This is a genomic window from Gordonibacter sp. RACS_AR49 (genome assembly GCF_030418435.1).
GTDB lineage: Bacteria > Actinomycetota > Coriobacteriia > Coriobacteriales > Eggerthellaceae > Gordonibacter > Gordonibacter urolithinfaciens.
In genome coordinates this window covers 1-23,634 of record NZ_JAIUDM010000008.1, presented here as the reverse complement: position 1 = coordinate 23,634, position 23,634 = coordinate 1, and the positions used below count along the sequence as shown (strand labels likewise).

18 protein-coding genes and 5 tRNA genes are annotated in these 23,634 nt (G+C 68.7%); 5 read left to right on the top strand and 18 right to left on the bottom strand.

Annotated features, from left to right (window positions below; translation table 11 throughout):
• Positions 1-55: 55 nt before the first annotated feature.
• Positions 56-700, bottom strand: a complete 645-nt coding sequence (locus LB310_RS12135; protein WP_087192138.1) for a response regulator transcription factor — start codon at positions 698-700, stop codon at positions 56-58.
• Complete coding sequence (locus tag LB310_RS12130; protein WP_087192137.1) at positions 697-1,896, bottom strand: GAF domain-containing sensor histidine kinase; 1,200 nt, start codon at positions 1,894-1,896, stop codon at positions 697-699. The genes LB310_RS12135 and LB310_RS12130 overlap by 4 nt, the downstream gene beginning before the upstream one ends.
• A gap of 218 nt (positions 1,897-2,114) precedes the next feature.
• On the opposite strand from LB310_RS12130, the gene LB310_RS12125 reads away from it, so the two are divergent.
• Complete coding sequence (locus LB310_RS12125; protein WP_224767965.1) at positions 2,115-2,318, top strand: zinc ribbon-containing protein; 204 nt, start codon at positions 2,115-2,117, stop codon at positions 2,316-2,318.
• Between the two features lie 133 nt (positions 2,319-2,451).
• Here LB310_RS12125 and LB310_RS12120 read toward each other — a convergent pair.
• Positions 2,452-2,526, bottom strand: a tRNA-Val gene (locus LB310_RS12120).
• 246 nt (positions 2,527-2,772) lie between these two features.
• Here LB310_RS12120 and LB310_RS12115 point away from each other — a divergent pair.
• From LB310_RS12115 to LB310_RS12100, 4 genes are all read left to right on the top strand, one after another.
• Positions 2,773-2,848 (top strand) — tRNA-Gly (locus tag LB310_RS12115).
• A 70-nt stretch (positions 2,849-2,918) separates the two neighbouring features.
• Positions 2,919-2,992 (top strand) — tRNA-Cys (locus LB310_RS12110).
• 52 nt (positions 2,993-3,044) lie between these two features.
• Positions 3,045-3,120, top strand: a tRNA-Gly gene (locus LB310_RS12105).
• 221 nt (positions 3,121-3,341) lie between these two features.
• On the top strand, positions 3,342-4,712 hold the full coding sequence (locus LB310_RS12100; protein WP_278805998.1) for a radical SAM protein: 1,371 nt from the start codon (positions 3,342-3,344) through the stop codon (positions 4,710-4,712).
• Between the two features lie 201 nt (positions 4,713-4,913).
• On the opposite strand, the gene LB310_RS12095 is transcribed toward LB310_RS12100, so the two are convergent.
• From LB310_RS12095 to LB310_RS12025, 15 genes are all read right to left on the bottom strand, one after another.
• A complete protein-coding gene (locus tag LB310_RS12095; RefSeq protein ID WP_278806000.1) occupies positions 4,914-5,606 on the bottom strand; it encodes an HAD family hydrolase in 693 nt (230 codons plus the stop codon).
• Between the two features lie 12 nt (positions 5,607-5,618).
• Entirely contained in the window at positions 5,619-6,524 is a 906-nt protein-coding gene (locus tag LB310_RS12090; RefSeq protein ID WP_278806002.1) for a cation diffusion facilitator family transporter, read from the bottom strand.
• Positions 6,525-6,603: 79 nt separating this feature from the next.
• Positions 6,604-6,692 (bottom strand) — tRNA-Leu (locus LB310_RS12085).
• Positions 6,693-6,761: 69 nt separating this feature from the next.
• Positions 6,762-7,016: a preprotein translocase subunit SecG gene (gene secG, locus LB310_RS12080; RefSeq protein ID WP_041238829.1), complete on the bottom strand. Its 255-nt coding sequence runs from the start codon at positions 7,014-7,016 to the stop codon at positions 6,762-6,764.
• A 636-nt stretch (positions 7,017-7,652) separates the two neighbouring features.
• Entirely contained in the window at positions 7,653-9,197 is a 1,545-nt protein-coding gene (gene gpmI / locus LB310_RS12075; RefSeq protein ID WP_087192132.1) for a 2,3-bisphosphoglycerate-independent phosphoglycerate mutase, read from the bottom strand.
• Entirely contained in the window at positions 9,197-9,967 is a 771-nt protein-coding gene (tpiA, locus tag LB310_RS12070) for a triose-phosphate isomerase (RefSeq protein WP_087192131.1), read from the bottom strand. The genes gpmI and tpiA overlap by 1 nt, the downstream gene beginning before the upstream one ends.
• Before the next feature lie 66 nt (positions 9,968-10,033).
• Positions 10,034-11,218 (bottom strand): phosphoglycerate kinase, encoded by a 1,185-nt coding sequence (gene pgk / locus LB310_RS12065; protein WP_087192130.1) that lies wholly within the window; start codon positions 11,216-11,218, stop codon positions 10,034-10,036.
• 206 nt (positions 11,219-11,424) lie between these two features.
• Positions 11,425-12,426: a type I glyceraldehyde-3-phosphate dehydrogenase gene (gap, locus tag LB310_RS12060; protein ID WP_087192129.1), complete on the bottom strand. Its 1,002-nt coding sequence runs from the start codon at positions 12,424-12,426 to the stop codon at positions 11,425-11,427.
• 72 nt (positions 12,427-12,498) lie between these two features.
• Complete coding sequence (gene whiA, locus LB310_RS12055; RefSeq protein ID WP_087192128.1) at positions 12,499-13,431, bottom strand: DNA-binding protein WhiA; 933 nt, start codon at positions 13,429-13,431, stop codon at positions 12,499-12,501.
• Positions 13,410-14,534: a gluconeogenesis factor YvcK family protein gene (yvcK, locus tag LB310_RS12050; RefSeq protein WP_087192127.1), complete on the bottom strand. Its 1,125-nt coding sequence runs from the start codon at positions 14,532-14,534 to the stop codon at positions 13,410-13,412. The genes whiA and yvcK overlap by 22 nt, the downstream gene beginning before the upstream one ends.
• A 9-nt stretch (positions 14,535-14,543) precedes the next feature.
• On the bottom strand, positions 14,544-15,563 hold the full coding sequence (gene rapZ, locus LB310_RS12045; protein WP_096228477.1) for an RNase adapter RapZ: 1,020 nt from the start codon (positions 15,561-15,563) through the stop codon (positions 14,544-14,546).
• Complete coding sequence (gene uvrC / locus LB310_RS12040) at positions 15,560-17,929, bottom strand: excinuclease ABC subunit UvrC (RefSeq protein WP_238991250.1); 2,370 nt, start codon at positions 17,927-17,929, stop codon at positions 15,560-15,562. Before uvrC ends, rapZ begins: the two co-directional genes overlap by 4 nt.
• Before the next feature lie 714 nt (positions 17,930-18,643).
• Positions 18,644-20,836 carry an ATP-dependent helicase gene (locus LB310_RS12035; protein ID WP_301155104.1) on the bottom strand — a complete coding sequence of 731 codons (2,193 nt, stop codon included), beginning with the start codon at positions 20,834-20,836 and terminating at the stop codon, positions 18,644-18,646.
• A gap of 42 nt (positions 20,837-20,878) precedes the next feature.
• The gene (locus tag LB310_RS12030; protein ID WP_087191593.1) at positions 20,879-21,823 is read right to left on the bottom strand and encodes a lysine exporter LysO family protein; all 945 of its coding nucleotides are present in this window, start codon (positions 21,821-21,823) and stop codon (positions 20,879-20,881) included.
• Between the two features lie 66 nt (positions 21,824-21,889).
• Entirely contained in the window at positions 21,890-23,482 is a 1,593-nt protein-coding gene (locus LB310_RS12025; RefSeq protein ID WP_157009663.1) for a serine hydrolase, read from the bottom strand.
• Positions 23,483-23,634: the final 152 nt, after the last annotated feature.

Sequence of the window (23,634 nt, the reverse complement as noted above, 5' to 3'; positions counted from 1 at the left end):
GCGCCGGACGGCACCCCCCCAACAGGCAAGCGCCCCTCCGGCCGGCCACAAGGGCTCACACGTCCAGCAGCTTGTGCTCCAGGGCATAGGACACCAAATCGGCGCGGGTCTTGAACCCGAGCTTCTTGTAGATCTTCGAGCGATGGGCTTCCACGGTCTTCACGGAGAGGTACACCTGCTCCGATATCTCCTTGTTCGTGTACCCCTTCGCAAGAAGCTGCAGTATCTCCAGCTCGCGGTTCGACAGCTGCTGGTAGGAGCGGTCCTCCTCCTCGCCGGAGCCCACGAGCTGCTTGGTGAGCAGCGCGGCCATCTTCGGGTGGATGTAGCTGCCGCCCCCGGCCACGGCGTGGACGGCGGAGAGCAGCTCCTCTGACGTGGAGTTCTTCAGCACGTAGCCCGCAGCTCCCCCGCGCAGCGTGTAGAACAGGTACTCGGGCTCGGCGAACATGGTAAGGATGACGATGCGCGTGCCGGGGAAATCGCGCGCGATCTTCTCGCAGGCCACAAGGCCGCTCTGGCCGGGCGGCATGGAGATGTCCATGAGCAGGATGTCGGGCCTCTCGCGCGAGACTATCGTATAGGCCTGCGTGCCGTCCGCAGCCTCGGCCACCACCTTGATCTCGGCGTCCTGCTCCAAGATCATCTTGAACCCGGCGCGCACCACCTCGTGGTCGTCGGCCAGCACCACGCGTATCATGCCGCACCGCCTTCCGCCATCTTCATGGGCGCGACGAGCGTCACGACGGTGCCGCCCCCGTCGGAGGCCATCGTGAGGGTGGCGCCGATCAGACGTGCGCGCTCGCGCATGCCGGAGAGCCCGCAGCCGCTCCCCTTCACCTCGGGGTGCTCCACGTCGAAGCCGCAGCCGTGGTCCACGACGGTGGCGTGCAGCCAGCCGTCGGCGTCCTCCAGCGTCACGTAGACCTTGTCGGCGCCCGAGTACTTGCAGGCGTTCAGCACGGCCTCCTGGCAGATGCGGTAGGTTTGCGTCTCGAGCGCGGGGTCGAAGCGCTTGCGCGACAGGTTCCCCTCGAACACGATCTCGGCGCCGTAGGTCTTCTCGAACACGGCCGCCTGCGAGCGCAGGGCCGGGATGAAGCCCAGGTGGTCGAGCGCCGAGGGGCGCAGCTCCACCGAGATGTTGTGAAGCTCGTCCAGGATGCGGTCGATGTCGTTGTTGGCTTCCGCGAACAGCTGCCGCGCCTCCGCGTCGCCGCCCAGGTGCGGCTCCAGGCGCTTGAGCACGAACGAGACCCCCAGGAGCTCCTGGGCTATGCCATCGTGAAGCTCGCGCGAGATGCGCTTGCGCTCGGCCTCCTGGGCGGCGATGACGCGCGACACTTCCGAGTGGACGAGCAGCGGGCTGTCCGCCTCGTCGTCGCGCTTCTCCTCGGCGATGCGCTCGAAGTCCATGAAGTCGCTCGATACCAGGTCGAAGTCGGCGAGCCGGCCCTTCTGGTCGGCTATGAAGCGGCTGTAGCTCGTGCGGTGCGCGTCGCTCACGGTGCGGAACGCGCACAGGATGGCCCCCACGACACGGCCCTCCTTCACAAGCGGAAGGGCGCAGAAGCTGTGCAGGTCCTCGGCAAACACGATGGGGTACGACGAGTACTCGCGCGGGTCGATCTCGGCATCTATGTTCGTGAACAGCATGGGCTTTCCCGCCTTGATGACGATGCCGCCGATGCCGTGCCCGGGCGCGAGCACGATGCGGTGGTGCCGCTCGTCGGTGGCGCCCGCGCTGTAGATCCACTTGAGCGGCGCCCCCAAAAACGCCGTCAACCCCAAGCCCACGAAGTCGAACCCGTAGCGCTCCTTCAGGTCCTCCACGGTGCGCGCGTAGACCTCGCTCCTGCCCGCAAGCACGTCCTCGCAGAAATTCGACGCCCCCATGCCTCTCCCCCTCGCCTCGGCGCGGATGCAGCTGCCGCCGTCTCCGCGAAACGGCCTCCCCTTGCTCTTCCCCATTATCCCCTATTTCGCGTGCCGTTGCACGACATTCGGCCCGCGCGCGCCTGCGCAGGAGCCTGCGGCGCGCCTTGCCCGCCGCAGGGGCGTCGCCGAATGCTCGCCGTGCCGTTGCAGGGCCGCCACCGCCCAGGGGCGGCCGCGTGGTAGGCTGCTTGCCGAAGGATCCCCTCGACAAGCGAAAGGAGCGCGACATGGAGTTCCATACCGGAGACCAGCCCGGCGAAGGGCGCTACCGCTGCAAGAACTGCGGCTACATCGTGCGCATTACGAGCGATACCGAGAAGCTGCCCGCCTGCCCCAACTGCGGCCACCACGAGTTCGAGAAGCTCGAGGACGAGGACTGACGCGCGCGGGCCGAAACGATGGCAGGCCAGCGCCCGCAAGGGTGCCGGCCTGCGCGGGGTCCGCGCCAGACAGGTGCCCGCAAGGGGCGGCTGCATGAAAAAGGCACCCTCAAGGGTGCCTTTCGAGTTTCGATGGTGCGCGATGCAAGATTTGAACTTGCGACCCCCACCGTGTCAAGGTGATGCTCTCCCCCTGAGCTAATCGCGCACATTCCGCGGTTCGGACGCCGTCCGTACCGACGAGTTGGTATGTTACCAGAACACGGCGCCGCGTCAAAGGGCCTTTTCACTTTTCGAACGAAAAGTTTCGAATTGCGGGCTTGGCGTGGACGCGGTATCCCGCAGCGCAGCGGAAAAGCGCGGCCTTTGGAAAGAGTTGTCATCGAGATGTGAAAAAATCAGAAATGGGGGCTTGCGCGAAAGTGGCCGTTCCAGTATTATATTTCCTCGCGACGCGGACGTGGCTCAGCTGGTAGAGCACGACCTTGCCAAGGTCGGGGTCGCGGGTTCGAACCCCGTCGTCCGCTCCATCGTCATCACGAGGCCGGTCATACTCCAAAGTTTTGGCCGGCCTTTTCCATGACGGTTTTGCCGCAACACGGCGACGTGGCCAAGTGGTAAGGCAGAGGCCTGCAAAGCCTTCACCCCCGGTTCGAATCCGGGCGTCGCCTCCATTCGCTCCTCCTTGCGAGGACGGATGACCAAAAGCACTGCACGCTTCACAATGCGGACGTGGCTCAGCTGGTAGAGCACGACCTTGCCAAGGTCGGGGTCGCGGGTTCGAACCCCGTCGTCCGCTCCACGAAACCCCGCCCGCCGGACATCGATCCGGCGGGTTTTTCTTATCCTGCGGCATACGGCGACGGGCTCCCTCGTCCGGCAGCGTCCCGCGGCCAGCCCCCTCGATGCAGCTGCACTCCAACAGCTCGACAACCTCCCCGTTCCAACCGGATGACAAACCGCCCCCTGTTCCAGGCCTTCTGCCATCATGTTCTGCGATATCCCCCGGAAAGGAGCAGACCAATGTCATCCACGAAGAAGACCATCGCGGAGGGCGCGCAGTCGGCAGTCGCGCGCAAGCTGCTGGCGTACGCACAGGGAGGCGACCCCGACGTGCAGCTGCCCAAGATGCTCAAAGCCGTGGACGCGCTGGTTCCCAAGGACTACCTCGTGGAACAGCGCGCCTTGTTCCACGAGGTCATCGACCATCCCGACAACAACTGGATGGTGCTGCTGAAGAGCCTGTGGGCCGACATCGACCCTGACGTGCTCCAGAAGGTGCTGGAGAACTTCCTCGTGAACGCGAGCCTCATCGGGCTGCGCCGCCAGGACGCCGCGGCAGCCGAACACGGCTGCAACGTGCCATGGGCCCTGCTCGTAGACCCCACGAGCGCCTGCAACCTGCACTGCACCGGCTGTTGGGCAGCCGAGTACGGCGACCGGCTCAACCTCACGTTCGAGGAGCTGGACTCCATCGTGGAGCAGGGCAAGGAGCTGGGGGTGTTCTTCTACCTGTTCTCGGGCGGCGAGCCGCTCGTGCGCAAGCGCGACGTCATCCGCCTGTGCGAGAAGCACGACGACTGCGCCTTCACGGCGTTCACGAACGCCACGCTCATCGACGACGCGCTGGCCGAGGACATGCTGCGGGTGAAGAACCTCATCCCCGCCATCTCGGTGGAGGGCTTCGAGGAGGCCACGGACGCCCGCCGCGGCGAGGGCACCTACGCCGCCGTCGTGCGGGCCATGGAGGTGCTGAGGCGCCATCGCCTGCCCTTCGGCGTGTCGTGCTGCTACACGCACGCGAACGCCGCCTCCATCGGCAGCGAGGCGTTCTTCGACGACCTCGTGGCGCGCGGGGCAAAGTTCGCCTGGTTCTTCACCTACATGCCCGTAGGGGCCTCCGCACCGACCGACCTGTTGGCCACGGCCGAGGACCGCGCGTTCATGTACCGCCGGATACGCGCGTTCCGCGAGACGAAGCCGTTGTTCACCATGGACTTCTGGAACGACGGCGAGTTCACGCAGGGGTGCATCGCCGGCGGGCGGCGCTACCTGCACATCAACGCGAACGGCGACATTGAGCCCTGCGCGTTCATCCACTACTCGGACGCGAACATCCGCGACACCCCCCTTCTGGAGGCGCTCAAGCGGCCGCTGTTCATGGCCTACCACGACAACCAGCCCTTCAACGGCAACCACCTGCGGCCCTGCCCCGTGCTGGACAACAAGGACCGCCTGGCCCAGATGGTGGAGGCCTCGGGCGCCCGCTCCACCGACCTGGAGGAGCCGGAGGACGCGGCGGCGCTCTGCGCGAAGACGCACGCCGCAGCCGACCGCTGGGAGCCCGTGGCGCAGCGCCTGTGGGAAGAGGGGCACTGGACGAGCGGGCCCTAACGCTGGGAGGCGGAAGTAGCTCCACGGACCTGCGAGGCCGGCCCTGTAGGCGGCGGCAGGCGGAACTCGTCGCACGCTGCGCGAAAGCTCCTCGTCCCGCCTGCCGCCGCCTACAGGGCCTCTCGGTGCCGTGGTGTGCTTTTACAACCGGGGGCCCGGGCGTCCGTGCGGGGCGAGAGGGGTCGACCTGTGGGGGATTCCTTATAGGACGCTCGGGATGTCGGCGAGGGTTTCCACGCGGTCGTAGGGGCAGTCAGGTTCGGCGCCGTGACGGTCGATGATGACGGGGCGGATGCCGGCGGCCGCAGCCCCGTCCCCGTCCGCGTCGGGGCGGTCGCCCACGTGCGCGCACGCGCCGGGCCGCACGCCCAGCTGCTCGCAGGCGAGGTCGAAGATCACGGGGTTCGGCTTGCGGTAGCCCACTGCGGCGCTCGAAACCACCGTGTCGAAGTACGGCAGCAGCCGCAGGTCGCGGAGCAGGTCCTCAAGCTCGGCGTCCCAGTTCGACACGACGCCCAGGGCGAGCCCCCGCTCCTTGAGGGCGCGCAGGCAGCCCGCGACGTCCGCGTACACCTCCCAACTCGCCGCGCGGCGGTACGCCCCGTTCACCGCGGCAGCCATCCCCTCCGCGTCGTGCCCGATGCCCGCCAGGTGGCACACGTAGCGGTACTGGTCCAGCCAGATGGCCGTCGAGCCCTCGTGCGAGCACCAGAAGTCCCCGTCGCGCAGGTACTCCGCCTCGTAGTAGGCGTCCATGGCGGGCATGTGGAGCTCGAAGTCGCGCACGGTCAGCGCGTGCCCGCGCTCGGCGGCTGCACGCGCCATCGTCTCGGCAACCGACGGGCACGGCCGGATGAGCGTCGATCCCACGTCGAAGAAAACGGCCTCCATCATGCGGCTCCCCTCCTAGTCCACGTGCCCGTCGTCGGGCTCGATATGCACGAGCGCCTCCGCCACGTTCGGGAAGCGCTCCTCCACGGCGCGCTCCACGCGCTCCGAGAGGCCGTGGGCGTCCTTCACCGTCATCTCCGGCGCGACGAGCACGTGCAGATCCGCGTAGACCTCCCCTTCCGTGCCCCTCGTGCGGATACGGTGCGCGTCGCGCACGCCGGGCACCGCCAGGGCCGCCGCGCGCACGTCCTCCTCGGGAATGCGCGCCCGGTCCGAGAGCGTGGCCAGAGCGTGCTTGAACACGTCCCAGGCCGTGGCCAGGATGGCGAGCGTCACCACGAGCGCCATGACGGGGTCGGCCATGGGGAACCCGAGCGCCACGGCCGCCAAGCCCACGATGACGCCGACGGACACGAGCGCGTCGGAGAGCGTATGGTTGGCGTCAGCCGCCAGCACCTCGCTCTTGAGGCGCTTGGCGCAGCGCCGCTCGTAGGTGGTGACCCCCAGGTTCACGGCCAGCGTGCCTACCATGACCACGAGCGACAGCGGCGTGACCTCTGCCGTATAGGAGCCCGACGCGAGCTTGGCCACGGCGCTCGATCCCACCTCGAAGGCGGCCAGGAGCAGCAGCACGCCGATGACGAGGCTCGCGTACGTCTCGAACTTCGCGTGGCCGTAGGGGTGCCCCTCGTCGGCCGGCCGCGAGGCCAGGGCGATGCCCACGAGCCCCACCACGTTGCCGGCGGAGTCGAACACCGAGTGGATGCCGTCGGCCTGCATGGACGCCGACCCGGTGACGGCGCCGTACACGTACTTCGCAGCCGCCACGGCCAGGTTCAGCACGAGCACGATCCACAGCACCCGGCGGATCGACCGCATGCGCGTGGAGACCGCGTCCTTGGCAGCAAGCGCCTTCGCCATGTTCGATTCCTCCGCATCTTCTCGTCAGGGGCCAGAATACGAAAAAGGAGAGCCACTCGGACTCTCCTTCTAGCTTCGATGGTGTCGGAGGCGGGATTTGAACCCGCACACCCGTTGTGTGGGCACTAGCACCTCAAGCTAGCGTGTCTGCCGTTCCACCACTCCGACATATGCTGCTCACAAGCAACGTTGGTTATTCTACCCGAACCCTCGCCGCTTGTGAAGAGCGAATTTTCGCTATTTTGCGATCGTTCCCTGCGGGTAGATGATCATCAGCACGATGAGCGACAGCAGGAACACCACCGCGAAGATGATGGTGATGCGGTCGAGGTTCTTCTCCACGATGCTCGTGCCCGTCTGCGTGGAGTACACGGAGCTGGCGATCATGTCGGATATGCCCGTGCCCTTGCCAGAGTGCAGCAGGATGAACACGATGAGGCCCAAGCCCGAGACGACGAGCAGGATGAGCATGATGATAAGGAACGGGTTCAAGGCGTCTCTCTTCTTTCCATTGAGAACGATCGTTTACACAAGTCATGAAGTATACCCGAAAAGCGCCTTCCCTGGCAAGCGGGATGGGTCACAGGGCGTGGGTATCGCAAAACGTCCAGAACAGCGCGCCGATGACATGCAGGACGCCGCCCTGCCGTCGGCCTGACGGCCCGGCTTTGGTTCGGAGCCGGCCGTACCTTGGTTTCGGACGGCCGGCTCCGCCTGCCGCGTCTGGAGGGACCCTGCCGTACGCAGAAGAACCCTGTCGTGCACGACGGTACTCTGCCAGGCACGACGGTACTCTGTCGTGCCTGGCAGAACCCCGCCGTGCACGACGAAGCCCTGTTACGTGCAGCCCCCTTGTCGCCATTTCGGGCCTCCCCTGCCAAAAATGAGTCGGTTTGGCAAGGGAGGCCGCCCTCGCCGGCCAAGTCGCAAGACGCGACCTGGCCTTTCCCGGACGATTTGGGAAAGACAGGCGGCGAACCACTTCCCACGATTGCCAAACCGCTCCTTTTTTGGCATAAGGGGGCTTTTTACGCTACAGCCCGATGGGCACAGGGCCGCCCGCGACCAAGAAGAGAGGCGCCGCGGCTCGGGCCGCAACGCCTCTCGTGGTCGGCCGATCATGCCGGGTTACGCGAGCAGGCTCCTGCCCGTCATCTCGGCGGGCTTCGGCAAGCCCATGAGCTCGAGCAGCGTCGGCGCGATGTCGCAGAGCGCACCTTCGCGGCCGTCGAGGGTGCGGCCGGTTCCGGCGAAGTCCGCGAGCACGAGCGGCACGGGAGCCGTGGTGTGCGCCGTGAACGGCGAGCCGTCCTCGCCGAGCATCTTGTCGGCGTTGCCGTGGTCGGCCGTGATCAGCGCCACGCCGCCCTTGCGCTCAAGCGCGGCGAGCACCTCGCCCACGCCCGCGTCCACCGCCTCGACGGCGGCCACCGCGGCCGGGATGACGCCGGTGTGGCCCACCATGTCGCAGTTCGCGAAGTTCACGAGGTAGACGTCGGCCTCGTCGGCGTCGATGGCGGCGGCCAGCGTGGCGGCCACGTCCGGCTCGCTCATCTCGGGCTTGAGGTCGTAGGTGGCCACCTTGGGGCTGGGGATGAGCGCGCGCTCCTCCCCCGTCTTCGGCTCCTCGCGGCCGCCGTTCAGGAAGAACGTCACGTGGGCGTACTTCTCGGTCTCGGCTATGTGGTACTGGCGCAGGCCCGCCGCCGCCAGCACGTCGGCCAGCACGTTGCCGGGGAACTCCTTGGGGCAGGCCACCGGCGCGGGGATCTCCGGGTCGTACTCGGTCAGGCACACGAAGCTCACCTGCGGGAACCGGCTGCGCCCGAAGCCCTCGAACGCCGGGTCCACCAGCGCGCGCGTGATCTCGCGGGCACGGTCGGGCCGGAAGTTGAAGAACACGACGGCGTCGCCGTCCTGCACCCCGCGCCCGGAGAGCGCCGTGGGCACGACGAACTCGTCGGTGACGCCCTCGGCGTAGGAGGCCGCCATGACCTCGGCCGGCGCTGCGTCCGTGCACGGATCGGCAGCCACGATGGCGCGCCACGCCTGCTCGACACGCTCCCAGCGGTTGTCGCGGTCCATGGCGAAGTAGCGCCCCGAGATGCTGGCTATCTCGGCGGCGCACGCGTCGTCGGTCAGCTCGGCCAGCACGGCCTCGAGCTCCTCCAGGTAGCCCGCACCGCTCTTCGGCGGCACGTCGCGGCCGTCCATGAAGCAATGCACCGCGATATGCCCGACCCCGGCCTCCTTCGCGGCGCGCGCGAGCGCGTAGAGATGCTCGTTGGAGGAATGGACGCCGCCGTCGGACACGAGCCCCATGAGGTGCAGCGCCGCGCCCGGCTCGCGCGCCGCGGCGAACGCGTCGTTCAGCACGGGGTTCGCCGCCAGCGAGCCGTCGGCGCAGGCGCGGTTGATGCGCGTGAGCTCCTGGAACACCACGCGCCCCGCGCCGATGTTGAGGTGCCCCACCTCCGAGTTGCCCATCTGTCCCTCGGGAAGGCCCACGGCCTCGCCCGAGGCCTCGAGGCGCGTCCACGGACGCTCTGCGAACAGCGCGTCGAGGTTCGGCGTGCGCGCCTGCGAGATGGCGTTGCCGGGGCCGGGCTCGGCCAAGCCGAACCCGTCCATGATGATGAGGCAGGCGGGCAGGGCGAGGTCGGCGCGCTCCATCACAGGCACGCCTCGATCAACTGCACGAACGACTCGCACTTGAGGCTGGCTCCGCCGATAAGGCCGCCGTCGATGTTCGGCTGGGCCAGCAGGCCCTCCACGTTGCCGGGGTTCATGGAGCCGCCGTACAGCACGCGCATCTCCTCGGCCGCCTCGCCACCGAAGAGCTCGGCGAGCGTCGCGCGGATGGCGGCGCACACGGCCTCGGCCTGCTCGGGCGTGGCCGTCCGGCCCGTGCCGATGGCCCAGATGGGCTCGTAGGCCACGACGCAGCCTGCTGCATCGCTCGCATCCACGCCGGCGAAGGCGGCGCGCACCTGGGCGGTGACGTACTCGTCGGTCGTGCCCTCGTCGCGCACGGCCAGCGACTCGCCCACGCACACGATGGCGTACAGGCCGCCCTCGACGAGCGCCTTCACCTTGCGGTTCACGTCCTCGTTCGTCTCGCCGAACAGCTCGCGGCGCTCGGAGTGGCCCACGATGGAGCACGCGCAGCCGATCTCCTTGATCATGGGCACCGAGATCTCGCCGGTGTAGGCGCCCTTCGGCTCCCAGTACACGTTCTGCGCGCCCACGGCGATCTTCGTCTTGTCGAAGTCGAGCACGGTCTTGGCCGGCTTGAGGTCCACGTAGGGCGGGCAGATGACGATGTCGACCGACTCAGGCCACTCCTTCTCGTACTGGTTCGAGATCTCCTGCGTGAGCACCACCGCCTCGCCCACCGTGTTGTTCATCTTCCAGTTGCCCGCCATCATGGGTTTGCGTGCCATTGGGGTATCCTTTCCTTCGAGTGTTGTGCGACCCGTCCGCGTCGCAGGGGCCGCATGGAACGGGTCCTACCGCAGCGCCTCGACGCCGGGAAGCGCCTCGCCCTGCACGAGCTCCATGGAGGCGCCGCCGCCGGTGGAGATGAACGTCATCTTGTCGGCCAGGTCGAACTTGTTGACGGCGGCCACGCTGTCGCCGCCGCCGATGACGGTGTCCGCGTCGGCGTTGGCGGCCACGGCCTCGGCCACGGCCTTCGTGCCGGCCTCGAACGGCTGCATCTCGAACACGCCCATGGGGCCGTTCCAGAACACGGTCTGGGCCTCTGCCACGGCGTCGGCGTAGAGCTTCGCCGTCTCGGGCCCGATATCGAGGCCCATCATATCACCGGGGATGTCGTCGACCGAAACCGTGAGCGTCTCGGCATCTTCCGCGAACCGGTCGGCGACGACGACGTCCACGGGCAGCAGCAGCTTCACGCCGCGCGCCTCGGCCTTCTCGATCATGGCAGCCGCGCGCTCCACCCAGTCATCTTCCTTGAGCGACGTGCCCACCTGCTTGCCCTGGGCCAGCAGGAACGTGAAGCACATCCCGCCGCCGATGATGAGCGTGTCGCAGGTGTCCATGAGCGCATCGATGACCTTGATCTTGTCGGACACCTTCGAGCCGCCGAGGATGGCCGCGAACGGACGGCGGGGCGCCTCGAGCATGCCCGAGAGCGTGGACACCTCGCGCTGCATGAGGTAGCCCGCGTACGCCGGCAGCAACGCCGCGACGCCGGCCGTGGAGGCATGGGCGCGGTGCGCGGTGCCGAACGCGTCGTTGACGTACACGTCGCCGAGCGCGGCCAGCTCCTCGCAGAACGCGGGGTCGTTCTTCTTCTCGCGCTTGTCGAAGCGCAGGTTCTCCAGCACGAGCACGTCGCCGTCGCGCAGAGACGCGGCCTTCGCGCGCGCGTCGTCGCCCACCGTGTCGGTTGCGAACACGACGGGCTTGCCCAAGAGCTCGGAGAGCTTCTGCGCGGCGGGGCGCAGCGTGAACGCCTCCTCGAAGCCCTCGCCCGCCGGGCGGCCGAGATGGCTCATGAGCACGACGCGCGCGCCCTGCGCAACGAGCTTCTCGATGGTGGGCAGCGCGGCGCGGATGCGCGTGTCGTCGGCGACGGCGCCGTCCTTCACCGGCACGTTGAAGTCGACGCGCACGAGCGCGCGCTTCCCGGCGGCGTCCAGCTCGTCGATGGTTTTGATATCGGCCATAGGGCCCTCCTTCTGCGAAGCGCGTCCAATTCGCGCGAAGCGTGAAAACAGGCGCACAGGTTGGCGTAGTAAGACAGCGAGGGGCGCTGCGGTGCCCGAGATTCGCGGGATGGCGCGGGCGATGCGTACTTGGGTACGCGAGTCCGCGGCATCGTGCGAAGATCGGGTGCCCCAGCGCCCCGCAGCGTCGACAAAGATTTTGCTCGTTAGAGCAAAATCTTCACCAGATCTTTAACCCTGTTCGAGTAGCCCCACTCGTTGTCGTACCAGGAGATGCATTTGACGAAGTTGCCCTCGCCGCCCAGCACCATGGTGAGCTTGCTGTCGAAGATGGAGGAGTGCGGGTTGTCCACGATGTCGATGGAGACGATCGGGTCCTCGGTGTACTCCAGGATACCCTTGAGCGGGCCTTCGGCGGCGGCCTTCATCGCGGCGTTGATCTCCTCGGCGGTGGCGTCACGCTCAAGCTCAACCGTGAGGTCGACCATCGAGCCGTCCGGCGTGGGAACGCGGGTGGCGAAGCCGTCGAGCTTGCCCTTGAGCTCGGGCAGCACGAGCGACACCGCGCGGGCGGCGCCCGTGGTGGTGGGGATCATCGACATGGCGGCCGCGCGGGCGCGACGCAGGTCCTTGTGGGGAAGGTCGAGGATCTTCTGGTCGTTCGTGTAGGAGTGGATGGTGTTCATGTAGCCGCGCTTGATGCCGAAGTTGTCCATGAGCACCTTCGCGAAGGGAGCCAGGCAGTTCGTCGTGCACGAGGCGTTCGAGATGATGTTGTGCTTCTCGGGATCGTACTGGTCGTCGTTCACGCCCATGACGATGGTGATGTCCTCGTTCTTGGCCGGCGCGGAGATGACGACCTTCTTGGCGCCCGCGTCGAGGTGCGCCTTGGCCTTCGTGCCGTCGGTGAAGAAGCCCGTGGACTCCACGACGACGTCGACGCCCAGCTCGCCCCAGGGCAGGTTCGCCGGCTCGCGCTCGGAGAGCACCTTGACCGCATGGCCGTCGGCCACGAAGCCGTCCTCGGTGACCTCGACCGTGTCGAAGGCGCGCCCGTGGATGGAATCGTACTTGAGCAGGTGGGCCATCGTCGGAATGTCGCCGAGGTCGTTTACTGCCACGACCTCGATCTCGGGATCGTTCACCATCGCGCGGAACGCCAGGCGGCCGATGCGACCGAATCCGTTAATGCCTACTTTGATTGCCATGCGTATCCCCTTTCATAAGATACTCTTGCTCGCTGAAGCTGAGACGATGATACAACACGTACGCAAACCATTCTAGCGGTGTAACTCTTTCGCCATCTGCTCGATCCGGCGAACGCGATGGTAAACGGCCGATTTGGACAGGGGCGGGGTCGCGCGCTCGCCCAGCTCCTTGAGGGTGGCGTCGGGATAGGTCACGCGCAGGCGTATGAACTCCTGCAGCGCCGGGGGCAGGTTCTCCATGCCGTGCGCCTCCAGCACCTCCCTGATGGCGTAGATCTGGTCCACCGAGGCGCTGGCCGCCTTCGCCTGGTTCGCGATCTCGGCGTTCGTCATGCGGTTCACGTCGTTGCGCACGCTCTTGATGACCCGCGCGTTCTCCATGGACAGCGCGCTCTGGTGCGCGCCGGTGAACGCGAGGAACTCGAGGATGGCGGCACCGCTCTTCAAGTACACCATGTGCGAGCTGCGCCGCTGCATGACGCGCGCGTTGATGCCCTTGCGGTCGAGCAGATCCACGAGCCCCTCGGCCAGGTCCCCGCTCTCCACGGTGACCTCGAAGTGGAAGTCGCCGCGCGGGTCGGAAACGAAGCCGCTCCCGAGGAAAGCGCCGCGCAGGTAGGCCGCCGTGCAGCACTCCTTCGCCACGAGGCTCTCCTTGATGCCCAGCTCCAGGCCGCCCTCCTCCGAGAGCACGCCCATGTCGCGCAACGCATCGGCCAGATGGGGCTGTGCCGGCACCTCTATAAGGTAGTTCGGCGTCTTGTGCAGCACGCTGCGGCGCACGGTGAGCTCGGTCTTCAGGTGGTACAGCTCGTGGAGCAGCTTAATGATGAGGCGCGCCACGCTGGGCACGTCCGTGGCTATCTCGATGCGGTAGGTTCCCTGCCCGCTGAAGAACAGCGTGCCCTCGATGCGCACGAGCGCCGCCAGCGTGGCTTTCTCGCAGTGCGAGCAGGTGGGCGGCACGCGCGCGAGCTCGTCCTTTACCTCTGCCGTGAACGACATAGCTTCAACACCCCCGAGAACGCGTCGCGCAGGGCCTGCGGGTCATGCCACGTGGGGCTGCCGCTGTCCACGAGGTTGCGCGCGATGACCACCGGTCCCTGGGCCTGGATGGCCTGCACGTCATGGTAGCTGATCCTCACCGGGCGGATACGGCCCGAGAGCTCCGCATCGTCGAGGCCCGACGTGGAGGCGTGCTCGGGTTCGGCGCCGGTCATGGCGCCGAACACGCCGGCGGCCGGGCTGTCGGGGCGCAGCGGCACCGGCGTGTGCACCAGCAGGTAGTCAACGAGTCCGCGCAGGCCGTGGTCCATGAGCGCCTCAACGTGCTCGCGGGCCGTGAGGCCCCAGGTCTCGCCCTGCATGTCGGCGAGCGAGCACACGAAGAGCGTGCTCGCCTGGGATACGCGTATGGCGTCGACCACGCCCGGCACCAGCAGGTTCGGAATGATGGACGTGAAGAGCGACCCGGGGCCCAGCACGATGAGGTCGGCCTTCCGGATGGCCTCGAGGGCGGGCGGGTAGGCCTCGATGGAGCGGTCGGCGCGCAGCGTCACGCGCTCGAGCGCCGTGCGCGAATGGCAGGCGACGGCCTGGCCCTCCAGCTCGCGGCCGTCGCGCGTGCGCGCCACGAGCGTCACGCGGTCGAGCGTGGAGGGGTACACGCGGCCCTGGGCGCCCAGCAGCCGCTCGCATATGGCAATGGCCTCCGGGAACGACCCGGCCGCGTCCTCGAGCGCGGAGAGCATGAGGTTTCCCAGCGTGTGGTTGCCCGCGAACGGGAAGCGGTACTTGAACGCGCGCGTGAGCGGGTCGGCGGGATCGGCCGCCATGGCGGCCAGGCACTTGCGCACGTCGCCGGGGGGCGTGACGTTCGCCTCCTCGCGCAGCACGCCGGTGGAGCCGCCGTCGTCGGCCATCGCCACGACGGCGGCCGTGTCCAGGCCCATGGACAGGAGCGTGCGGATGGACACGGGGGCGCCGGTGCCACCGCCGATGACCACGGCGCGCAGGTGCTCGCCGGGCCCGACCACGGGAGGCGTGGAGCCGAGCGCCGCGAAGGCGGCGGTGGCCGAGGGGTCGTGGGTGAACGCGGGCTTCGCCATGGGGGCGCCCTACGCCTGCGGGGCGGCCACGGGGCCGTCGGGGGCCGGGGCTGGCGGCTGCGGGGCGGCCGCCGGGTCGGGGCCGGGGGCCGCCGCCTGCGGGTCCGCTGCGAGGCGGCCGTCGGCGCCCTCGGCGAGCGCCAGGTCGCGATGGGCGATGCTCACCCGGTAGCCCTTCGTCTTCAGGTAGTCGCCCGTGGACTCCGCCAGCGCCACGGAGCGGTGCTGGCCGCCCGTGCAGCCCACGGCGATGGCGAGCTGCTGCTTGCCCTCGGCCACGTAGCCGGGCATGACGCAATCCAGCAGGCCGCGCCAGCGCTGCTCGAACTCCTCGGTCTCCGGTCGGTAGAGCACGTAGTCGCGCACCGGCTTGTCGAGGCCCGTGAGCGCGCGCAGCTGCGGCTCGTAGTAGGGGTTCGGCAGGAAGCGCACGTCCATGACGAGGTCGGCGTCGAGCGGCGCGCCGTGCTTGAACCCGAACGAGTACACCGTCACGGCAAGTCCCTGCTGCTCGGAGCCGGGTGCGAACAGCGCGCGGATGGTCGCGCGCAGCTGCGCCGGCAGCATGTCGGTGGTGTCCACCACGTGGTGAGCCGCCTCGCGCACCTCGAACAGGAGGTCGCGCTCGCGGTCGATGCCCTGCGCGATGGAGGCGCCGTCGGCGCACAGCGGGTGCCGGCGGCGGCTGGACTTGTAGCGTGCGACGAGCTTCTCGTCGGCCGCATCCAGGAACAGGATGCGGTAGCCGATGCCCTGGGCCTTGAGCTTCGCCAGCTCGGCCGTGAGGTTGGCGAAGAAGTCGCGGTTGCGCGCGTCGCACACCACGGCCAGGCGGCGGTGCTCGTCGGGCTGGCCCGGCATGCCGGTGAGCTCGAGCAGATTGCCGATGAGGCTGGAGGGCAGGTTGTCCACGCAGAAGTAGCCCAGATCCTCGAACGAGTGCATGGCCTCGGTGCGCCCGGCGCCGCTCATGCCGCTCACGATGACCAGTTCGGGCATGCTCGCCAGCTCGGTGTTCTCGTCGGTCATGCGATCGTCCTTCCCTCGTTTCCTTCCCTGCCGGGCTCCCTGCCCTGCACGGCCGCGCGCACCGCCTCGTCCACGGCGGGCGACCACGTGGCGGCTGGCCCCGTGCCCGCGGGCGGGCAGGCGGCCGCACGCTCGTCGAGCGCGTCGGAGGCGTCCGGGCCGCACGCGGCCTCGGCTGCCGAGCCGCCTACGGCCTCGGATGTGCCAGGGCCCTCCGCCCTCCCGACTCCGCCGCCCACGACGCGCTCGTCCTTGCGATCCCTATTATACTGCTGCAGCACGCGATAGAGCTCCTCGGCCACCTCGTTTGGCACGACGCGCGCCCCCTTGATCTCCTCGAGCGTGGCGGCCTTCAGGTTCCTGAACGACTTGAAGTGCTTGAGCAGCGCCTTCTTGCGCACGGGGCCCATGCCGACCACGTCGTCCAAGATGGAGGCCGTCATGCCCTTGCCGCGGAGCTCCCGGTGGAACGTGATGGCGAAGCGGTGCGCCTCGTCGCGCACCTGCTTCACGAGGTAGAGCGATGCCGAGCCGCTGGGCAGCACGACGGGGCCCGTGTCCTGCCACGGCACGAACAGCTCCTCGTCGCGCTTGGCCAGGCCGCACATCGCGATGTCGTCGATGCCCATCCGGTCGAACATCTCGAGCGCCGCGGACAGCTGCGGCTTGCCGCCGTCGAGGATGATGAGGTCGGGCTTGCTGCCGAAGCGCTCGTCGGCCATGCGCTCGGGCGCATAGCGGCGGCTCATGACCTCCTGCATGGACAGGAAGTCGTTCGCCTCGTCGAGCGGCGTCTTGATCTTGAAGCGACGGTACTGGTTCTTGTCGGGCTTGCCGTTCGTGAACACCACCATCGAGGCCACCGTGTAGGAGCCGTGGATGGTGGAGATGTCGAAGCACTCGATGCGCATGGGCGGCTCGTCGAGGGCGAGCGCGCTTTCCAGCTGCAGAAGCGCGTTGTTGATGCGCTTGTCGTCGTAGTTCGTGCGCACCTTGTAGCGCATGAGCGTGTGCTTCGCGTTCGTCTCGGCCATGCCAACGAGCTCGGCCTTCTCGCCCTTCTGCGGAGCGCAGATGCGCACCTTGGCGCCATGGGGGCTGGCCAGTTTCTCCGTGAGCCATGCCTCCATGGCCTCGGTGTCCTCGGGCTCGTCGCGCAGGATGACCTCGTGCGGGATGGAGGTGGTGGCGTCGTAGTAGCGCAGGAGGAACATGTGCAGCAGGTCCTGGTCGGGCACGTCCTTGCCGCGGTTCAGCACGAACTCGTTGGAGTTGATGATGCGTCCCTCGCGCACCATGAACACGTGCACGCCCGCCACCGTCTCCTCGCGGAACAGGCCCACGACGTCGGCGTCGAGGTTGCGCGTGGACACCGCGTGCTGCCTGTCGGTGAGGCTGTTGATCGTGTCGATGCGGGCCTTGATGCGCGCGGCGCGCTCGAAGTCGAGCTCGGCGGCGGCGGCCTGCATCTCCTCGGTCAGCTCGTCGACGAACTCGCGGTGCTGGCCCGCAAGGAAGCGCTCGATGCGCTTGACGTTGACCCGGTACTCCTCGGGCGTGATGCCGCCGCAGCACGCGCCGGGGCCGAGGCCCACATGCGCGTCGAAGCACGGGCGCGCGTCGCGGTCGAGCAGGGCGAGCGGGTCCTTGTCGAGGCGGCGCTTGAGCCCGCGCCAATCGGCGCACGACGTGGCGCACAGCGGCACGACACGGCGGGCGATGTCCACCATGTCGCGGGCGGCGCGGCTGTCGGTGTAGGGGCCGAAGTACTTGGTGTCGGGGCGGTGCTTCTCGCGCGTGTACTTGATGGCGGGAAAGACGTCGCCCTTCGTGAGCGCGATGAAGGGGTAGGACTTGTCGTCCTTGAAGTCGGCGTTGAAGAACGGGGCATGCTGGTTGATGAGGTTCTTTTCCAGCACGAGCGACTCGTGCTCGTTCTCCACCACGAGGTAGTCGAAGCTGTCGATCTGGTCGACTAGAAGCGGGATCTTCGCGCGCTCGTCCTGGTAGTTCACGTACTGGCGCATGCGGGCGCGCAGCTGCTTCGCCTTGCCCACGTAGATGACCTGGCCGGACTTGTCCTTCCACAGGTACACGCCCGGAAGCGTGGGCACGCTGTCGAGCTCGCGCTTGATGCGCTCGAGCTTGGCGGCGAGCGCATCGTCGGCGGAGCCATCCCCGCGCTCGCGCACGGCGCGGTTGAGCGAGGGCCGGCGGCGGCCCTCGCGCTCGAGGCGCTCGGCGTCCTCGGGATCGAGCGCGGGCTCGGGATCCAGGCGCTCGAACCCGCCCGCGTCGGCAGGCCCGAGGCCGTCGTCCACGTCAAACGAGGCGGCTCCGTTGTTGGTTTCGTTGAGTTCGTCCATACCGCCAGTATAGCAAACCGCACAAGCGTTCCCCTGGGCACGCTCTGCTCCACGCGGAATGCAAAAGGAACCCCCCCCCCCGACGACGGGCGATCCGCCACCCGAGCCCCCGCCGGAAACGCGAGAGGAAGGGTGCTCGGGGCAGACGCTGCTCGTCGTGCACAGGGCGGACGCCGTTCGGGCCCTCCCCGACCGTCCAGCGCGCGCGAAACCGTGTTTCGTGGCAGATTTCGACGGGAAATGATCATCGGGAAGCCCGGCCCGGGCCGAAAGCGCCGCGGCGAAACCGCCTCTTCGGCATCGCCCCAGGTCGGCGGGGCGTGCGGCTTCGAGTCGCCGACCGGCTCCCGAGCCGATGATCATTTCCCGTCGAAATATACCACGAACGGGGGTTTCCGCGCGCTGCCCCGATGCCGACAGGCGCCGCGCGGGGTTGCAGGGCGGCCCTCGCCCGCCTCGGCGACGTTTCACGTGGGCACTTGCCGGATCGGCGCCGCCGCGCGCAGGGGGCCGGGGTGGTTGTCCGCGGCCCTGCACGATAAGGAGAGGGTCAGAACAAATGTTTCACGTGAAACAACCTGCAACGGACGCTCGAGGCGCGGAAAGCAGGTGTTTGTGGCGCAGATGCGGGCGCACGAGCCACGCGGAATACGGGCGCGAACGGGACGCGGGCGCAGACTGCGCAACGCGGACGGGGCGAGGCGCGCAGGACCGTCAGGCTTCTTCCAGCTTGGCCTTGAACGAGATGGTGCGGGACGTGTCCATGTCGTCGAACTCCACCTCGTAGGCGCGCTTCTCGGTGTCGACGGCCGCCACGCGCCCGACGCCGAACACCGCGTGGGCCACGCGGTCGCCCGGGGAGAAACGCGCGTCGCGGACGAGGTCGGCGATCCAGCGGTCGGTCAGCGCGTAGGCGGCGCGCGCGTCCTCGATCCGCCGCTCGTCGGGCTTGTTCGAGAACTCGAGCGCCGCCGGGTCGATGTCCAGCAGGAAGCGCGACGGGTAGCGCGGCGCGCCCTCGTGCGAGCGCCCCTCCGCCTCGGTGAGGTACAGCCCGTCGCGCGCCCGCGTCATGGCCACGAACGCCAGCCGGCGCTCCTCCTCCATGCCCTGCGGCGTGCTCGTCTTGCGCGACGGGAGCACGCCCTCGCTCATGGAGCAGAGGAACACGTGCGCGAACTCGAGGCCCTTCGCCGCATGGACGGTCATGAGCCGCACCTTGTCCTGCGCATCGTCCATCGCGTCGGCGTTCGTGAGCAGGGCCACGTGCGCCAGGTAGTGCTCGAGGGTCACCTCTTCCCCGCATGTCGACTCGAACTCGTAGATGGACTGCTTCAGCTCGGCCAGGTTGTCGAGCCGCTCCTGGCCGCCCTCGGTGCGCAGCATGCCCTCGTAGCCGCTTTCCGACAGCACGGCCGCCAGCACCTCGGACACGGGACGCCCCTCGTACGACGAGCGGAAGCGATCGACCAGCTGCAGGAGCTGCCGCGCCTTCGTGCGCTTGAACAGCTCGTCGTCCGCCGAGCGCGCGAGCGCTTCGATGAGGCTGCATCCCCATTCGTCGGCCTTCTCGCGCAGGAAGGCCATGCGCCGCTGGCCCAGGTTGCGCTTGGGGACGTTCGCCACGCGCGCGAAGTCCAGGTCGTCCTGGTAGGCGACGAGCCGCAGGTACGACAGCGCGTCCTTGATCTCGCGCCGGCCGAAGAACGGCACGCCGCTGTACACCGCGTGGGGCACCTCGGCGCGCAGCAGCGCCTCCTCCACCGGCCGCGACGCGTAATGGGCGCGGTAGAGCACCGCCATGTCGCGGTACGCCACGCCCTCGCCGTGCAGCGCGAGAGCGCCCTGGGCGATCCACGCGGCCTCGTCGGCCGAGCTCTTGGCGTGATGCCACACCGTGGGCCCATGGGCCGCGCGCGCGGCGACGAGCCTCTTCGGCATGCGCTCGCGGTTCTTCTCGATCAGCGAGTTCGCGACGGCCACCACGCGCGGCGCCGACCGGTAGTTCTCCAGCATCATGATGGTGCGCGTGCCCGGGAACGCGCGGTCGAAGTCCAGCAGGTAGCGCACGTCCGCGCCGCGCCAGGTGTAGATGGTCTGGTCGGGGTCGCCCACCACGAACAGGTTCTTGTGGTAGCCGGCGAGCACCTCCATGAGCTCGTGCTGCAGGCCGTCGATGTCCTGGAACTCGTCGACCATAATGTACTCGAGCCGCTTCTGCCACTTCGACCGGATGTCGGGGTTCTGCTCGAAGAGGTGCAGCACGAACACGATGAGGTCGTTGTAGTCCAGCCCGAAGCACTTCTTCTCCTGGTAGAGGTAGCCGTAGAAGATGACGTCCTTCGCGGCGGTCGCATCGAGGTACTTCTGCCGCAGGCCCTCGAGCGGCAGGGCCAGCATGTCGCGGTAGTAGTCCGGGCGCTCCTTCAGCTTCACGATCTCGATCATGTCGCGCGCCTTCGAGAACGTCATGTCGCGCAGCGTGAGCCCGCGCTCCTCGTAGACGACCTGCAGCATGGCGTCCACGTCGGCGTTGTCCAGCACGAGGAAGCTCTTCGGGTACTGGACGGCGTGGCAGTCCTCCTGCAGCACCGACACGCAGAAGCCGTGGAACGTGTTGATGTAGCCCGTGTCGCTGTCGCCGATCAGCCGTCGAATGCGGCGGCGCATCTCGCTGGCCGCCTTGTTCGTGAACGTGGCGCACAGGATGGTGCCCGGCATGATGCCCAACTCGTTCACCAGGTAGGCGAAGCGCTCGGTGAACGCCCGCGTCTTGCCCGTGCCGGCGCCGGCGATCACGCGCACGTACCCCTCAGTCGCCTCGACGGCCTCGCGCTGGGCCGCGTTCAAAGGCGGCCTGCCGCCTCCCCCGTCGCCCGCTGGGAAGTCCCCTGGTTTTTCGATCATTTGTTCCATACGATCAGTGTACCAGAAAACGCACAGATGTTCCTACATAAATTGATGGAACGCCTCGATCAGCACGGGGACCAGCGCGGAGCAGATAACGCCGTTGAGCACCGAGAGCACCACGGTCTCGCCGTTCGTGCAGCGGATGAGCATGGGCAGCGTGGTGTCCTCGCTCGTGGCGCCGGCGGGCGCGATGCACGTGGGGTAGTTGAGGTGCTTCGCGATCCAGGGGATGCTGAAGAACGACACGAGCTCGCGCAGCAGGTTCGCCAGAAACGTGATGCTGCCCACCTGGGCGCCGGCGATGTCGGTCATCATGACGCCCGCGAGGCTGTACCACCCCAGGCCCGACGCCACGGCCGCGCCCGTGGGCAGCGACATGCCCGCAAGCGGCGCGCACGCGAGGCCTCCCAGCACCGAGCCGATCACGATCCCCGCCGGGACGATGAGCACGCGCACGTGGTACTGGCGCAGCTTGCCCAGCAGGCCGCGGCTGCCGCCCACGCTGATGCCCACGAAGAACATGAGCGCGTAGAGGACGGCTTCGGAATGGCCGGCCACGAAGTCGATCGGCGCGATCGGCACGCCCGCCAGCCCGTACACCGCGCCGAGCGCGAGCGCGCCCACCGCCACGCCGATCATCGCGGCCTCGCCGCGCGCGCCCGCCCCGCCCTCGGAGCCGTCCTGCGCGGCGGCCACGCGCGGGCCGGCCGGGCGGCGGGCGATGTCGGACATGAACAGGCTCGTCAGCGCGTACACGGCGATCGTCGAGAACGCCACCGGCACGAGGCAGAACAGGACGCTGGCCCACCCCACGGTGCCGAGCTCCTCCAGAAACGAGTCGCGCCCGGCCAGCAGCACGCCCATCGAGAAGATGAGCAGCCCGGTGGCCGCGAGCGTCAGCTTCTCGTTCAGCCCTTTGAGCCGCGCGGGGAACACCGTCGCCCCCACGAGCACCCCTGCAACCATGACGACCAGTATCTCCACGACATCCCTTCCCGCCGTGCGCATGGCGAGAGCCTGCGCTGCGATCCCATCGGTGAAGGAGCTATCTTACCGCAAGTTCGCGGGCGGCGCAGCGTTTCGCGCCAGCGCGGCGCATGCGAGCTTCGCCGCCCCCGCGACGACGAGCAGCGCGGCGCACAGGACGAGCACGAGCGCCGCGTCGGGGGCGAACGCGAGCAGGTCGCGCCAGGGCACGCCCCGTGCGAGCGGCAGCGCGAGGAGGACGGCGGGCAGCGCCGCGTGCAGCGCGAGCCCCTGCGCGAGCAGGCGGCGGCGCGGCGCCGAGGCCAGCCTCCGCGGCCAGCGGCGTACCAGCAGCAGCGGGGCGGCGCAGGCCAGCGCCGCGCACGCGTACAGCACGTCGGTGCGCTGGCGCCACAGCGCGGTCCACTGCGCGTCAACCGGCGCGGGCACTCCGCCCACCGCCGCAGTCACCACGCCGCTGACCAGGTCGAAGAATCGGCTGTTGCCGCCGGCGTTGTCGTTGGCGTCCGCCAGCACCACCACGCCGATGCCGCGCTCGGGCAGCAGGCACATGCTGGCCACGTAGTTCTCCACCTGGCCGTCGTGGGACAGCACGAGCTCGCCGTCATCCCAGTAGAACGACGTCCACCCCATGCCGTAGTACGTGTCGCCCTCCGGATCGGGCACGCGGTCGAGGAACATGCGCCGCACGCTGTCGGGCGACAGCACGCGCCCATCGCCGTCGGCCGCGCCGCCGTTCAGGTACATGCGCAGGTAGCCGGCCATGTCCCGCACGCTGGACGCCACGTAGCCCGACGCGGGGCCGCCCCATGCGTCGTCGCCCTGCGCGTGCCGGAACCCGTCGGCCAGATGGAGGCCGAACCAGTCGCGGTGCCCCGGCGCCATGCCGAGCGCCTCGGCGCGAACGGGATCGGCCGTCGAAGCGGTCATCCCGAGCGGGCCCAGCACGTGCTCGTCGAGGTAGCGCGCGTACGGCTCGCCCGACGCGCCCTCGACGACGCGCCCGAGCAGGTCGTAGTTCGCATTCGCGTACGAGAACGAGCCGAACGTGTCGCCCAGCTGCCCGTCGGCGGCCTCCGAGAGCGAATCGTGGGAGCCGAACCCGCTCGTCTGGTTGAGCAGGCTGCGCACCGTCACCTCGTCGGGCACGTCGTAGCCCTGCGCGTAGCGGGCGGCGGGGGCGTCGAGGTCCACCGCCCCCTGCTCGACCAGCTGCATGACGGCCACGGCCGCGAACGACTTGCTGAGCGAGCCCACGACGAACGGCGCGTCGGCGCCGGGGCAGTCGCCGAGCGTGGCGAGGTAGCGCACGCCGTCGGCGTCGACCACGGCGACCGCCGCCCCGGGCATGCCCACCTGCGGGAAGTTCGCGGACAGGTAGGCGTCCAGGCGCGCGGCGAGGTCCTCCCCCGTCGGCTCGAGCCCTGCGGGCGCGGCGCCGTCCGCGTCCTCGGGCCCCTCCTCGTCGTCGGCTGGGCCCTCGTCCGCCGTCGCCGCCGTTTCGGCGGCGAAGCCCTCGTCATCCGCCGTATCCGCCTCGGCCCCGCACGATGCCAGCGGCAGCGCGCACGCCAGCGCGAGCGCCGCCGCGGCAAACGCCCGCGCAACCCGTCCCGCGCACGGCGCGCACGCCCGCCTGTCGTCGTCGCGCGCCATCAGAAGCTGCTGTACACGAACTGCACCGGCCCGTTCAACCCCGAGAACACGAGGAACCACGCGAGCAGCACGACCATCGTCGCCGTCGCCAGCGCCGCGAGCGCGCCGAGCACCCGGGGCCGCGCCTCCACCGCGGCGCGCACCGCGGCCGC